Genomic DNA, 12,167 nt, shown 5'->3' with positions numbered 1-12,167 from the left:
AACCCGGCCACACCGCAACCGAGAGGAGACACCTCGTGGAGATCTTCGAGCCCGTCGAGGCCGAGCGCCTGCTGCCGCACAACTCCGCCAGCCACAGCAACGCGCTGGTCGAGAACCCGTTCGACGGCGGCGACGACGAGTGACCCCCTCCGGGGCCGCCGCACCCGGCGGCCCCGGACCCCCGACGAGGAGGAGCGCGTGAAGACCCTCAAGCCCGGCACCGCACTGTTCACCGGCCCGGCCGGTCCGGTGCTGCGGGACGCGGCGGGCGAGCTGTTCGCCGTCGCCCTGTCCGACGCGGCGCTCGCCGGGGTCCGCGCCGCGCTCACCCGCGCCGACGCCGACCCGACGCCCGAGCTGGGGGCGTTCGAGCACGCCGGCCACGTCGGGACGCGCGCGAGCTGGCCGGTGGGCCGCCGGACCGTCGCCGTCCTGGCCGACCACGCCATCGAGGCCGCGGAGGCGTTGCGCCGCGCCGGCGCGCGACCGGTCGTGCTCCGGCCGGACACCGCGGTGGACGCCGTGCTGGACCTCGCGCCGGCGGCGGTCCTGGCCTGGCACGACGGTCCCGCGCCCGAGCGCTGGCTGGAGCTGGACGCCTTGGCCGACCACGGCATCGGCTGGCAGCGGGTCAGCCGCGAGGGCCGGCACGTGCTGCTGGAACCGATCGGCGTGACCCACCGCGACGTGCGGGCGCGCCGCCTGGCCGCCGCCGGCTCCGGTCACCGCCACCTGGCGGCGTACTGGGCCGGGCGGGACGCGGTGCTCGGCGACGAGGCCCCGGACGCCGCCGAACTCCTGCTCGTCGCCGCGCTCGCGGTGAAGGACCTGGCGCGCTGGGCGACCGGCGCGACGGCCGCGGACACCTCCCTGACGCCGGGCGCGATCCCGGCCCACCGGCGGCTGCGCGTGGTCGACCTGGACAGCGGCGCGATCGCCGACCACCCCGTGCTGCCGGTGCCCGACAGTGCGCCGTGAGTTCACCGCGGCGGGCTTGGCGCACACGCTGTTCGCCGGCGACCGGGACGCGCCGGTCGTGCTGATCCGGACGCCCTATGGCCGTCAGCACCACTTCGCCGAGGCGCGGGGATGGGTGGCGCGCGGGTTCTCGTGCGTGGTGGGGGACGTGCGCGGGCGTGGTGGCTCGGCGGGGGACTTCCGGCCGTACCGGACCGAGGCCGTGGACGGCGCCGGCGTCGTCGACGCGGTGCGGCGCTTGGGTTTCCGGCGGGTGATCGCGGCCGGGGCGTCGTACGCGGCGTACTGCGCGGTGACCGCGGCGATCGCCCGGCCGGACGTGGTGGTCGGCGTGCTGGCGGCCGTGCCCGCGCTGGGCCTGGGGGAGACCGCGCGGGAACCCGGCGGGGCGGCGCGGCTGGCGTGCCGCGCGGGGTGGTGGGGCGAGCACGTGGGGACGGTCCGGTCGACCGACCTGCGGCACACGCCCGTGGTGGACCTGGTCGACGGCTGGGACGACCTGTGGGCCGCGCCCGAACGCACCGATGAGCTGTGGACGGCGGTGCCGCGCCTGCGGGTGCCGCTGCTGGCGGTGGGCGGGCTGCACGACCCGTTCGCCGCGGACACCGTGCGGTTGGCACGGGAGTGGGGCGGCCCGAGCCGGCTGGTGCTCGGACCGTGGGGGCACGAACTGGACGCCCCCGCGCCGGGCGCCGCTCTGGCCGGGCGTCGGATCGGCGAGCTGTACGTGGCGTGGGCGCGGGCCCTGGCGGACCTGCGCGGCAGCAAGGAGTTCCTCGCCGTCTCGCCGGACTCGAATGGCTGGCGGAGGTCGGCGGCGGGCGGTGCGGCGGCGGGCGGTGTGGCGGCGGAGTTGGAGGTCGTGCGGGCCGGGTTCACCGCGGACCCCGAAAACCCCTTCCGCTCACTCCCACTCGGCGCGCGACTCGCCGCCGCCCCGCCCAACCTGCCCACGGCGACCGGTTCGGCCGCGCTGCTGCTCAGCCCGCCCCTGCGCGCGGGCGAGGTGCGGGGTGGCGTCTCGGTCACCCTGACCGCCGTCGCCGACGTGCCCGACGCCGACTGGGTCGTCCGGCTCTCGCTCGACGGCACGCACCTCGCGCACGCCGTCCACCGCCGCGCCCACACCCCCGGCGAGCCCGCCACCTTCACCGTCGACCTCCCGCCCATCGGCCGAGCCGTGCCCGACTCGGGCCGCCTCGCCTTCGAGGTCGCCGGCCACCACTGGCCCCGGCACGCCCGCAACCCCCACACCGGCGAAGACCCGGTCCGCGCCACCGCGCTGCTCCCGAGCCGCCGGACCGTGCTGCGCGCCGACGCCCGCATCCCCTGGCACCCCGGCGGCGCCGACACCGTGCCCGCCGCCGCCCTACCCGAGGAGGTCGCCTCGTGACGTTGTTGGTGGACCCGATGACCGGCGTCGTGCGCCGGCTGGTGGACGTCGCCCCGGTGGCCGGCGTCCCGCGCCGCTACCGGGCCGTCACCGCCGAGGTCGCCGACGCGCGCCGGCTCGGGGTGTGGCCCGCGGACCGGGTCAGCCTGGGCACCTCGTTCGGCGACGTGGAGGCGGCCCGCGCGGCGGCCGTGGGGGAGGCGGTCGAGCGGTACTGCGGCAACCGGGTGCCGCCCGGTCTGCGCCACGCCACGCCCGCCGAACTCGCCGCCGGGGGCGCCCGCCACTTCGGCCCGGCGGACCTGCCGTTCTTCGCCGACTGGCAGTACGACACGCCCGGCTTCCCCTACCGGCGCTTCACCGACGACACGCGGATCGCCTGGGTCGAGGGCGAGGAGGACGGCGAACCGTGCCTGCTGCCCGCGTCCTGGGTCCACCTGAACTACCACTCCGGGGCCCGCCGCGCCGAACCCCGCCTGCACCACCTGAACTACGCCGGCATCGCCACGGGCGTCAGCGCGGAGGACGCGTTCACCCGCGCCCTGCTCGAACTGGTCGAGCGGGACGCCCTCGAACGCTGGTGGCACCTCGGTGCCCCCACCACGGGCATCGCGGTCGGGGACGTGCCGGGCCTGGCCGCCGAACTGGCCGGGTGCCCACTGGAGGTGCACCTGGTCGAGCTGCCCACCGAGCACCCGGTGTGGTGCGTCGGCGCGGTGGTGGTGGACCGGGCGACCGGCATCGTCGCGGGCGGCGGCGCGGCCCGGTTCGACCCGGCGGAGGCGTGCGCCAAGGCCGTGTTGGAGGCCTTGCACACCTGGATCTTCACCCAAGGGCTGCTGGCCCCGGACGGCTGGGTGTTCGAGTCCATCTCGGCCGGGATCCTCGCCGAGGGCCTCTACCTCGACCACCGCGCCGATCGCCGGTACCGCGACGACGTCGGCGAGCACTTCGCCGCCGTGCGCGACCTGGGCGCGCAGGTCCAGGTGTGGCTCGACCCGCGCACGCAGGACGAGCTGCTGCACCGGTTCACGCGTCCCGAAAGCATGGTGGCGCTGGAACCCCGGGGCGACCTGGCGGACCTGCGGGCGAGCCTGGGCGGCCACCGGATCGCCACCGCCGACCTGACCACGCCCGACGTGGCCGAGGCGGGACTGCACGTGGTGCGGGTGTGCGCGACCGGACTGGTGCCCAACGCGCCCGCCGCCTTCCGCTACCTGGGCCTGCCGCGCTGGGGCGACCCGGCGCGCGTCCTGTTCGACCCGCCGCCGTTCCTGTGATCCCGCTGCCCGAGCCGGTGGCGCCGGCGATGACGCTGGCGGACGCGCTGCTGTCCCGCCGATCGCACTACACGTACCGGCCGTTGAGCCTCGCGGACCTCGGCGCGTTGCTGCGGTTCGCGGTCGGTGTGCAGCGGCGGTCGGGCCCGCACGTGCTGGGCACCAATCCCAACGCGGGTGGACTACCGACCATCGCGGTGCACGTCGTGCGGGAAAGAACGGTGTTCGAGTACTTGCGCGAGGCGCACGCGTTGTCGCCTTTGGGGCCGGGTGACCTGGACGGTGTGTTCGCGCAGGAGGAATTCGCGCGGCGGGCCGACACCGTCGTCGTCCTCAGTGGACGGATGGGTCCGGGGCTGGCGAAATACGGATCACGCCATTACCGCACCGCGCACGTGGACGCCGGGGTGGCGGTGCAGAACCTCTACCTGGTGGCGACCGCGCTGGGATTGCACGGGTGCGCGGTCGCCGGATTCTCCGACGACGCGGTCAAAGCCCTTGTCGGGGGCGGAGAACAGGACGTCCCGCTGGTGTTGTTCGTCGTCGGGCGCGGCGTCCCGCGATCCGGGACGGGGACATAAAAAGGGGGCATAAAGCCATTCCCCGGGGTGCTGCTGCGGCAATACCGTGGCAACAGCAAGGGGGAGCGGTCATGGACACAGCGAGAACGGACACGTTCGCCGGTGCCCTGCGCGCGGCGATCGCGGCCCGCGGACTGGGGTTGGAACGCATCCGCGAGCACCTGGCGCAGCACGGCGTCAAGGTCAGCCTGGCGACGTTGAGCTACTGGCAGTCGGGGCGCAGCCGGCCCGAGCGGCGGTCGTCGTTGAGGGCGATCGGGTTGCTGGAGGACATCCTCGACCTGCCGGCCGGGCACCTGGAGGGCCTGCTGGGGCCGCCCCGGCCGCGCGGGCGGTGGTTGAAGCGGGTGCCCGACGAGCCGTTGCCGATCAGCGCCCTGTGGTCGCGGCCGGAGACCGTCGAGTGGGCCGTGCGGCAGGTGGACACCGGGTGGGACGAGCAGCTGACCCGGTTGAGCCAGCACGACTTCGTCACCGTGGCGGCCGACCGCGCCGAGCACGTCATCCGGTCGCGGCACGTGCTGCGCGCCGAGGCCGACGGGGCGGACCGGTGGGTGGTGATCGTCGGCGAGCAGCCTGGCCGGCCGTTGCCGGTGCTGCGGCCGGTGCGGCACTGCGTGGTGGGGCGCATGGTGAGCTGCTCGGACGTCGGGGTGGTGTGCGCGGAGTTGCTGTTCGACCGGGCGTTGCGGCGCGGGCAGAGCATCGTCATCGAGCACGAGCTGGTCAGCCGGCCGCACGCGGTCGTGACCCACTGCGGGCGCAAGTTCCGGCTGCCGGTGCGGGAGTACGTGCTGGAGGTGGCGTTCGACGCCGCCGTGCGGCCGGTGTCGTGCCAGCAGTACCGGCGGCCGGAGGGGCGGGCCGAGACCGTGCTGCCGGCGGAGGTGGACGCGAGCGGGTCGCTCCTGGGGGTCGCGCTCGACCTGGGTCCGGGCAGCTACGGGTTCCGCTGGCAGTGGTAGTTCCGCGCGCCGGAGGTGATTGCGCGACGGCGGTGGTTGCGCGCGGCAGCGGCGGGTCGGTGGGCAGCGGTGGGTCAGCGGGTGGCTTCCCGGCGCAGGGTCGGCGTCACCCACGCCAGCGCGACCCCGACGGCCATCAGCGCCACGCCCGCGCCGAGTCCCGCGCGCGGCCCGGCCGCCACCGCCACCGCGCCGGCCAGCGCCGCGCCCGCCGGTTGGCCGAGTCCCCACGCGATCATGCGGGCGGTCGTGTTGACGCGGGACTGCATGTCCGGCGGGCACACCTGTTGGCGATAGGTGATGGCGTTGATGACGACGGTCGAGTGCGCGGTGCCCCAGGCGACCGCGGCCACCATCGCCGCGGCCCAGTGCGTGCTCAGCAACGCCCCGGCCGCGCACGCCAGCGACGCCGGCAACCCGGCCAGCGCGAGCCGCGCCCCGCCCCACCGTTCGGTCAGCTTCGGCAGCAGCCGCGACGCGACGAGCGCGCCCACGCCCCAACAGCTGAACAGCGCCGCCAACCGGACGTCCCCGGACGGCCGCACCCCCAGCACCCGGTCCGCCCACGGCACCAGCACGGCCACCCACGCGCCCGCCGCGGCCGAGTGCGTCGCGCCGACCAGGGTCAGCGTGCGGACGATCGGGTTGCCCCACACGAACCGCAGGCCGGAGCCGATGTCGCGGACCAGCGTCGCGCCGTCGGCGCGCGGCGTGGACAGGGCCGACCGGACCGCGCGGACCAGCAGCGCCGACCCCACGGCGGTCAACGCGTTGACCGCGACCAGGCTCGCCGGCGCGACGACCGCCACCAGCAGGCCGGCCAGCGGCGGCACGGCCAGTTCGGCGACCGTGGTGCGGCCGTAGAGCTTGGCGTAGGCGGCGGTGAGCTTGTCCTTGCCCACCAACGCGGGCAGCGCGCCGAAGTTGGCCGCGTCGAAGAACACGAACGCGGTCTGCGCGACGAACGCCACCGCCACCACGTGACCCGCCGTCAGCACGCCCGCCCACCACGCCAGGGGGATCGTCGCCAACGCGCCCGCCACCACGAGGTCGAGCGACACCATGAGCACCCGCCGGTCCACCCGGTCCGCCAGCGCTCCCGCGAGCAGCCCGAACACCAGGTACGGCAGCGCTTCGGCGGCGGCGACGGCCGAGGTCCAGCCGGCGGACCCGGTGAGCTGGTAGACCAGCACGGGCAACGCCACCACCGACACCAGGCTGCCCGCGACGGACAGCAGGCGGGCGGCGAGGTAGCGGCGGAAGTCGCGGGCGGACGAGTCGACGACGGCGGTCACCCGGCCATGTTAATGAATGTCATGTTCACCTACCAATCCCGGGGTGTGCCCGGTGGCGCGCGCCGCGGCGTCCGGGTCAGCCGTAGTACCGACGCAGTTGCGGCCAGGTGCTCGACCACCGCGGCGCCCTGCACAGCGCCACGTCGGTCCCGTCCTCCTCGTTCGCGACGACCGCGCGGTGGATCTCGACCACCCGGCACTCGGTGAACTCCGGGCTCCGCCGGCCCACCACCAGCACCGGCCCGTCGAACCGGTCGTCGGGCGGTCCCCAGTCGGCGTAGGACATGTGGCCCGAGTGCGGCCGGGGCAGGCCGTGGGCCGGGCCGAAGCGCTCGATCGCGCCCGCCTGGCCGTAGTTGCGGGTGAAGACGACCGCTTCGGCGCGTTGTCCGGGCGGGATCGTCGCCCACACCCGCGCGACCGTCGCGGTCAGTTCCGGCCAGCCGACCTGTTCGCCCGCCTCGGGGTTGACGGCCAGTGTCGGGCCGAGTCGCGCGGCCGGCAGCACGGGCAGGCTGATCACGACGGACAGGGCCGTGCCGACGACCGCCGCCGCGCCCGCCCACACCCGGTGCCGGGCGGCCCAGCGCACGGCGGGTTCGGCGCCGGCGGCGACCAGGACCACCAGCAACGGCATGGTGTAGTACGGCTTCCCGCCGCTGACCAGCGTGATCACGCACAGCACCGGGTAGGCGAGCGCGACCGACCGCAGCCGCTCGTCCCGCCACAGCCGCACGAACCCCGCCACCCAGACCGGCACCAGCACCGGTGACAGGTAGAGCAGTTGCAGCGGCACGAACATCGCGCGGTTCTCGCCGCCGTCCACCTCGCTGATCCCGCCCGCGACGGTCAGCAGCGGGAAGTCGTGCTCCGCCTGCCACCGGAACACCGGGGCCGTGATCGCCGCCGCCACCAGCGCCCCGACCGGCAGCCACCGGCTCACCAGCGCCTTGCGCGGCCCGGTGACGAGCAGCGCGAAGCCGAGCGAGACCACCAGCAACGGCACCAGCCACTTGTTCGTCATCGCCACGCCGACGGCCGTGCCGACCGCCACCCACCACCGGCCGTCACCGCGCAGCACGCGCAGGAAGCAGTACGCGATCGCCACCCACAGCAGCAGGTCCACCGTGGCCGTGGACAGCATGTGCGAGACGCCCAGGACGAACCCGGACAGCGCCGTCGCGGCGGCGGCGAAGACCTGCGCGGCCCGCCCGCCGCCGAGTTCCGCGGTGATCATCGCCACCACGACCGTCGTGGCGGCGGCGAGCAGGGTGGCGGCGACCCGGATCCCCGACGGCGTCTCCCCGAGCGCCGCCGAGAACGCCCGCGCGAGCAGTGGCGTCAGCGGCGGCTGGTCGACGTAACCCCAGGCCGGGCGCCTGCCTGCGGCGAGGAAGTACAGCTCGTCGCGGTGGAACCCGTACCGGTCGGACAGCGTGGTCAGCACCACCGCCTGGACCGCGACCACGACCCCCGTCTCGCGCCACGCGAACCGCATGAAATCCCCCGTGTGAGTGACCCCGGCCACACACCCTGGCGTGGTCCGCGCCACCCGGCAACACCGGAATAGCGATCGAGGCGGTACTGTTGTGCGCAGTAGTTGAAAGTACAACTACTTGGACCGAGGAGCGGCTATGCAGTTCGGTGTCTTCACCGTCGGCGACGTGACGCCCGACCCCACCACGGGCCGGACGCCGACCGAGGCCGAGCGCATCAAGGCGATGGTCGAGATCGCGCTGAAGGCCGAGGAGGTCGGCCTCGACGTGTTCGCGACCGGCGAGCACCACAACCCGCCGTTCGTGCCGTCCTCGCCCACGACGATGCTCGGCTACATCGCGGCGCGCACGCAGCGCCTCGTGCTGTCCACCGCGACCACGCTGATCACCACGAACGACCCGGTCAAGATCGCCGAGGACTACGCGATGCTGCAGCACCTGGCCGACGGCCGGGTGGACCTGATCATGGGCCGGGGCAACACCGGGCCGGTGTACCCGTGGTTCGGCAAGGACATCCGCGACGGCATCGACCTGGCCATCGAGAACTACCACCTGCTGCACCGGTTGTGGCGCGAGGACGTGGTGGACTGGCAGGGCCGCTTCCGCACGCCGCTCCAGTCGTTCACCTCGACGCCCCGCCCGCTCGACGGCGTGCCGCCGTTCGTGTGGCACGGGTCGATCCGCAGCCCGGAGATCGCGGAGCAGGCCGCCTACTACGGCGACGGGTTCTTCGCCAACAACATCTTCTGGCCCAAGGAGCACTTCCAGCGGCTGATCAACCTGTACCGGGAGCGCTACGAGCACTACGGGCACGGCGCCGCGCACCAGGCGATCGTCGGCCTCGGCGGCCAGGTGTTCATGCGCCGCAACTCCCAGGACGCCGTCCGCGAGTTCCGCCCGTACTTCGACAACGCCCCGGTCTACGGCCACGGTCCGTCGCTGGAGGACTTCCAGGCGCAGACGCCGCTGACCGTCGGCAGCCCGCAGGAGGTCATCGACAAGACACTGACCTTCCGCGAGCACTTCGGCGACTACCAGCGCCAGTTGTTCCTGGTGGACCACGCCGGTCTGCCCCTGAAGACGGTGCTGGAGCAGCTGGACCTGCTGGGCGAGATCGTGCCCGTGCTGCGCCGCGAGTTCGCCGTCGGCCGGCCCGCGGACGTGCCGGACGCCCCCACCCACACCTCGCGCGTGAAGGAGACCGTGAAGTGACGACCCTGGCCGTGGTGTCGGCGGGTCTCGGCGAGCCGTCGTCCAGCCACCTGCTGGCCGACCGGCTCGCCGCCGCCGTGGAGCGCGAGCTGCCCGTGGAGCCGCGGTCGTTCCGCTTGCGGGACGTGGCGCGGGACGTGGCGGACAACCTGGTGACGGGCTTCCCGAGCGCGCGGTTGAAGGCGGTCGTGGACGACGTCGTGACCGCCGACGGCCTCGTGGTCGTGACGCCGACCTTCAACGCGTCCTACAGCGGGCTGTTCAAGTCGTTCGTGGACGTGCTGGAGCCGGACGCGCTGGTGGGCAAGCCGGTGCTGATCGCGGCGACCGGCGGGACCGAGCGCCACTCGCTGGTGCTGGACCACGCGTTGCGCCCGTTGTTCGCGTACCTGCGGGCGATCGTGGTGCCGACGGGCGTCTACGCGGCGTCCTCGGACTGGGGCGCGCCGCAGGGCCTGTCGGACCGCATCGAGCGGGCGGCGGGCGAACTGGCGGGGCTGCTGGAGGGCCGGGTGGCGACCAAGCCCGCGGACACCTTCGTCCCGTTCGACCAGCTGCTCAACCGGCGGTAGCGGCCGGCGCGGGCCGTTTTGTCGGCCCCCGGTGGGACGATGGAACCGGGGGCCGGAGGCCGATCGGGCGCATACAGTCCGATCATGACCTCCGTCGTCCCAGCCTCCCTGGCCCTCGCCACGCGCAACTCCGACGTCCTGCTCGCCGTCCTCGCCGAGACCCGCGGCCACGAGCTGCTCCGCCGCGCCGGCTTCTCCGCGATGATCGGCCCCGGCCTGCTGCGCGTGCTGGTGCTCGACCCGGAACCCGGCCCCCGCGCCATCGCCGAGGTGGGCGACCTCGTGGCGGCGGCCGGCGAGCGGCGCGTGACGGTCGAGGACTCGTTCGGGGTGCTCGACTGCGCGCCGTGGGGGCTGGAGGGCCATGAGCTGCCGGTCATGGTGCGGCAGCCCGGACCCGTGGCCGCGCCGGCGTCGGGAGTGCGCGAAGTCGGGACCGCCGAGCAGGTCGCCGTGTTCGAGCGAGTGGTGCTGGACGGGTTCCCGCTGCCCGGGTTCGCGCCGGGGGAGGCGTTCACCCCCGCCCTGCTCGACCGGCCCGAGGCGCGGATGCACCTGGCGGAGCGGGACGGGGAGGCGGCCGGCGCGTGTCTGTCCATCGCGGACGGTCAGGCCACCGGGCTGTACTGGGTGACCACCCTCCCGGAGCACCGCTCACGGGGCGTCGGGCGGGCACTGCTGAACGCCGCGCTCGACGGGTGGGACGTGCCGGTCACCCTCACCGCGACCGAGGCCGGCCGCCCGCTGTACGACTCGTTCGGCTTCGACGTCGTGGCGCGGGCCAGGTGGTGGTCGAAGCCGACGGCGTGACGGGCGGGCGGCCGGCCGCGGGTCGTCGATTCACCGCGGCGAGTAGGTGAGGCAGTTCGCCGCGTGGCCGCCCTCGCCCGGACCGACCCGGATGTCGGGGGCCGTGCATTCCAGGTCGCGGTTGTACGTGCAGTCCGCGCGCTGACACGCGCCGACCTGCGCGATCACCCGGTCCAGGCCGCCCTTGCGCGACAGCGGGATGAACGTCCCGCAGTCCGCCGCGCCGTTGTGGCCGCTCACGGTGATGGCGAAGGCGTGGCAGCCGTCGTGGTTGTACGAACAGCCCGCGACGGTGCACTCGCTGACGTGGGGCATTTCAGTGGTGGTCATGCCGGCTCCTCGGTCGTTTGTTTCGCCGATTCGAACAGTGCCCCAGCTATTCCATGGTCGCAACACGGGAATGATTAGGTTAGCCTTACCATTCATTTCTTTCCGTGGTCGTGATCGGCATTTCCGGGGTCCACGGGAGCGGTCGGTGTGCGCGACACACCACGGGGCGCTCGCGGACGGCGCGGCGCATGGCCGGCATCGTGGTCGGGTACACACGTTCGACGGTCACCGGATCGGGCGGGCGAGATCACCGAGGGGATGGGGGAAGTGGTGGAGCAGCGGACCGTCGCGGGCCGGTACCGGTTGACGGACCGGATCGGCGCGGGTGGCATGGGCGTGGTCTGGCGCGCCGAGGACACCCGGTTGCGACGCATCGTCGCGCTCAAGGAGTTGGTGACCCGCAACGGTTTCGACTCCGACTCGGTGCGCCGCGCGGTCCGCGAGGGCCGGATCGCCGCCCGGCTCCAGCACGCCAACGTGATCGCGCTCTACGACGTGGTCGAGGACGACAACCGGCCGTGGCTGGTGATGGAGTACCTGCCGTCGCGCAGCCTCGCGGCGATCCTGGCCGAGCGCGGCGCCCTGCCGCCGGACGAGGTGCGGCGGATCGGCGCGCAGCTCGCGTCCGGCCTGGCGGCGGCGCACGCGTCCGGCGTGGTGCACCGCGACGTCAAGCCCGGCAACGTCCTGGTGACCGAGTTCGGCACGGTCAAGGTCACCGACTTCGGCACCTCCCGGGTGGCGGGCGAGGGGACGATCACGGCGACCGGCATGCTCGTCGGCACCCCCGCCTACCTGGCCCCCGAGGTCGCGCGCGGCGAGGAGATCGGGTTCCCGGCCGACGTGTTCGGCGTCGGCGCGACCCTGTACGCGGCGCTGGAGGGCGCACCGCCGTTCGGCACGGACGGCAACCCGATCCTGCTGCTGCACAAGGCGGCCGAGGGCAAGTACCCGCCGCCGCGCAACGCCGGGTCGCTGGAACCGGTGCTGACGCGGCTGCTCGACCCGAACCCGGAGACCCGGCCCACGATGGCCGAGGCGGTCCGGATGCTCAACGAGGAGTCGGCGGACCCGGCCACCGTCCTGGCCGCGGCACTGCCGCACGCCCCGGCGACCAAGGTGATGGTCCCGCCGACCCCGGAACCCGCCACGGAGACCCCGGCCGACCCGCCACCGGCCGACCCGTCCACCGAGAGCGCGCCCGCCGCCGAGGCCGCCGCCGCCCCGCAGGACGCCGCCGAGCCGCCCGCCGCCG

General features: G+C 74.4%; 13 protein-coding genes. 10 read left to right on the top strand and 3 right to left on the bottom strand.

What is annotated here, in order from left to right; translation table 11 throughout:
- Positions 1 to 35 precede the first annotated feature (35 nt).
- The 6 genes from amiA (at position 36) to AB0A74_RS21155 (ending at position 5,197) form a co-directional block, all read left to right on the top strand.
- A complete protein-coding gene (gene amiA, locus AB0A74_RS21180) occupies positions 36 to 143 on the top strand; it encodes a streptamidine family RiPP (RefSeq protein ID WP_343932063.1) in 108 nt (35 codons plus the stop codon).
- A gap of 55 nt (positions 144 to 198) precedes the next feature.
- Positions 199 to 978: a hypothetical protein gene (locus tag AB0A74_RS21175; protein ID WP_358251749.1), complete on the top strand. Its 780-nt coding sequence runs from the start codon at positions 199 to 201 to the stop codon at positions 976 to 978.
- The gene (locus AB0A74_RS21170) at positions 968 to 2,371 is read left to right on the top strand and encodes a CocE/NonD family hydrolase (RefSeq protein ID WP_358251747.1); all 1,404 of its coding nucleotides are present in this window, start codon (positions 968 to 970) and stop codon (positions 2,369 to 2,371) included. Before AB0A74_RS21175 ends, AB0A74_RS21170 begins: the two co-directional genes overlap by 11 nt.
- The gene (locus tag AB0A74_RS21165) at positions 2,368 to 3,651 is read left to right on the top strand and encodes a YcaO-like family protein (protein ID WP_358251745.1); all 1,284 of its coding nucleotides are present in this window, start codon (positions 2,368 to 2,370) and stop codon (positions 3,649 to 3,651) included. The genes AB0A74_RS21170 and AB0A74_RS21165 overlap by 4 nt, the downstream gene beginning before the upstream one ends.
- Positions 3,652 to 3,680: 29 nt before the next feature.
- Entirely contained in the window at positions 3,681 to 4,232 is a 552-nt protein-coding gene (locus AB0A74_RS21160) for a SagB/ThcOx family dehydrogenase (protein WP_358251743.1), read from the top strand.
- 71 nt (positions 4,233 to 4,303) lie between these two features.
- The gene (locus AB0A74_RS21155; protein WP_358251741.1) at positions 4,304 to 5,197 is read left to right on the top strand and encodes an XRE family transcriptional regulator; all 894 of its coding nucleotides are present in this window, start codon (positions 4,304 to 4,306) and stop codon (positions 5,195 to 5,197) included.
- 74 nt (positions 5,198 to 5,271) lie between these two features.
- Here AB0A74_RS21155 and AB0A74_RS21150 read toward each other — a convergent pair whose 3' ends face one another.
- The gene (locus AB0A74_RS21150) at positions 5,272 to 6,492 is read right to left on the bottom strand and encodes an MFS transporter (protein WP_358251739.1); all 1,221 of its coding nucleotides are present in this window, start codon (positions 6,490 to 6,492) and stop codon (positions 5,272 to 5,274) included.
- 76 nt (positions 6,493 to 6,568) lie between these two features.
- Positions 6,569 to 7,990 carry a glycosyltransferase family 39 protein gene (locus AB0A74_RS21145; RefSeq protein ID WP_358251737.1) on the bottom strand — a complete coding sequence of 474 codons (1,422 nt, stop codon included), beginning with the start codon at positions 7,988 to 7,990 and terminating at the stop codon, positions 6,569 to 6,571.
- 136 nt (positions 7,991 to 8,126) lie between these two features.
- Here AB0A74_RS21145 and AB0A74_RS21140 point away from each other — a divergent pair, with 136 nt between their 5' ends.
- The 3 genes from AB0A74_RS21140 to AB0A74_RS21130 all read left to right on the top strand — a co-directional run bounded on the left by AB0A74_RS21140 (position 8,127) and on the right by AB0A74_RS21130 (position 10,582).
- Positions 8,127 to 9,200: an LLM class flavin-dependent oxidoreductase gene (locus tag AB0A74_RS21140; protein ID WP_358251735.1), complete on the top strand. Its 1,074-nt coding sequence runs from the start codon at positions 8,127 to 8,129 to the stop codon at positions 9,198 to 9,200.
- The gene (locus tag AB0A74_RS21135; RefSeq protein WP_358251733.1) at positions 9,197 to 9,772 is read left to right on the top strand and encodes an FMN reductase; all 576 of its coding nucleotides are present in this window, start codon (positions 9,197 to 9,199) and stop codon (positions 9,770 to 9,772) included. The genes AB0A74_RS21140 and AB0A74_RS21135 overlap by 4 nt, the downstream gene beginning before the upstream one ends.
- Positions 9,773 to 9,856: 84 nt before the next feature.
- Entirely contained in the window at positions 9,857 to 10,582 is a 726-nt protein-coding gene (locus tag AB0A74_RS21130) for a GNAT family N-acetyltransferase (RefSeq protein WP_358251732.1), read from the top strand.
- A 30-nt stretch (positions 10,583 to 10,612) separates the two neighbouring features.
- Here the strand turns inward: AB0A74_RS21130 and AB0A74_RS21125 are convergent, their stop codons facing one another.
- Positions 10,613 to 10,912 (bottom strand): DUF1540 domain-containing protein, encoded by a 300-nt coding sequence (locus tag AB0A74_RS21125; RefSeq protein WP_358251730.1) that lies wholly within the window; start codon positions 10,910 to 10,912, stop codon positions 10,613 to 10,615.
- A 258-nt stretch (positions 10,913 to 11,170) separates the two neighbouring features.
- Here AB0A74_RS21125 and AB0A74_RS21120 point away from each other — a divergent pair.
- Positions 11,171 to 12,167, top strand: a 997-nt coding sequence (locus AB0A74_RS21120; RefSeq protein ID WP_358251728.1) for a serine/threonine-protein kinase, incomplete at its 3' end; no start/stop codon positions are given.

The sequence above is a fragment of the Saccharothrix sp. NPDC042600 genome (assembly GCF_040647305.1).
GTDB classification, from domain to species: Bacteria; Actinomycetota; Actinomycetes; order Mycobacteriales; family Pseudonocardiaceae; genus Actinosynnema; species Actinosynnema mutabilis.
This window is presented reverse-complemented; position numbering and strand designations above follow the sequence as displayed.

Coding starts and splice junctions, on each gene's coding strand:
- AB0A74_RS21140 (WP_358251735.1), top strand. CDS start 8,127: ATGCAGTTCGGTGTCTTCACCGTCGGCGACGTGACGCCCGACCCCACC.
- AB0A74_RS21160 (WP_358251743.1), top strand. CDS start 3,681: ATGACGCTGGCGGACGCGCTGCTGTCCCGCCGATCGCACTACACGTAC.
- AB0A74_RS21125 (WP_358251730.1), bottom strand. CDS start 10,912: ATGACCACCACTGAAATGCCCCACGTCAGCGAGTGCACCGTCGCGGGC.
- AB0A74_RS21130 (WP_358251732.1), top strand. CDS start 9,857: ATGACCTCCGTCGTCCCAGCCTCCCTGGCCCTCGCCACGCGCAACTCC.
- AB0A74_RS21155 (WP_358251741.1), top strand. CDS start 4,304: ATGGACACAGCGAGAACGGACACGTTCGCCGGTGCCCTGCGCGCGGCG.
- AB0A74_RS21145 (WP_358251737.1), bottom strand. CDS start 7,990: ATGCGGTTCGCGTGGCGCGAGACGGGGGTCGTGGTCGCGGTCCAGGCG.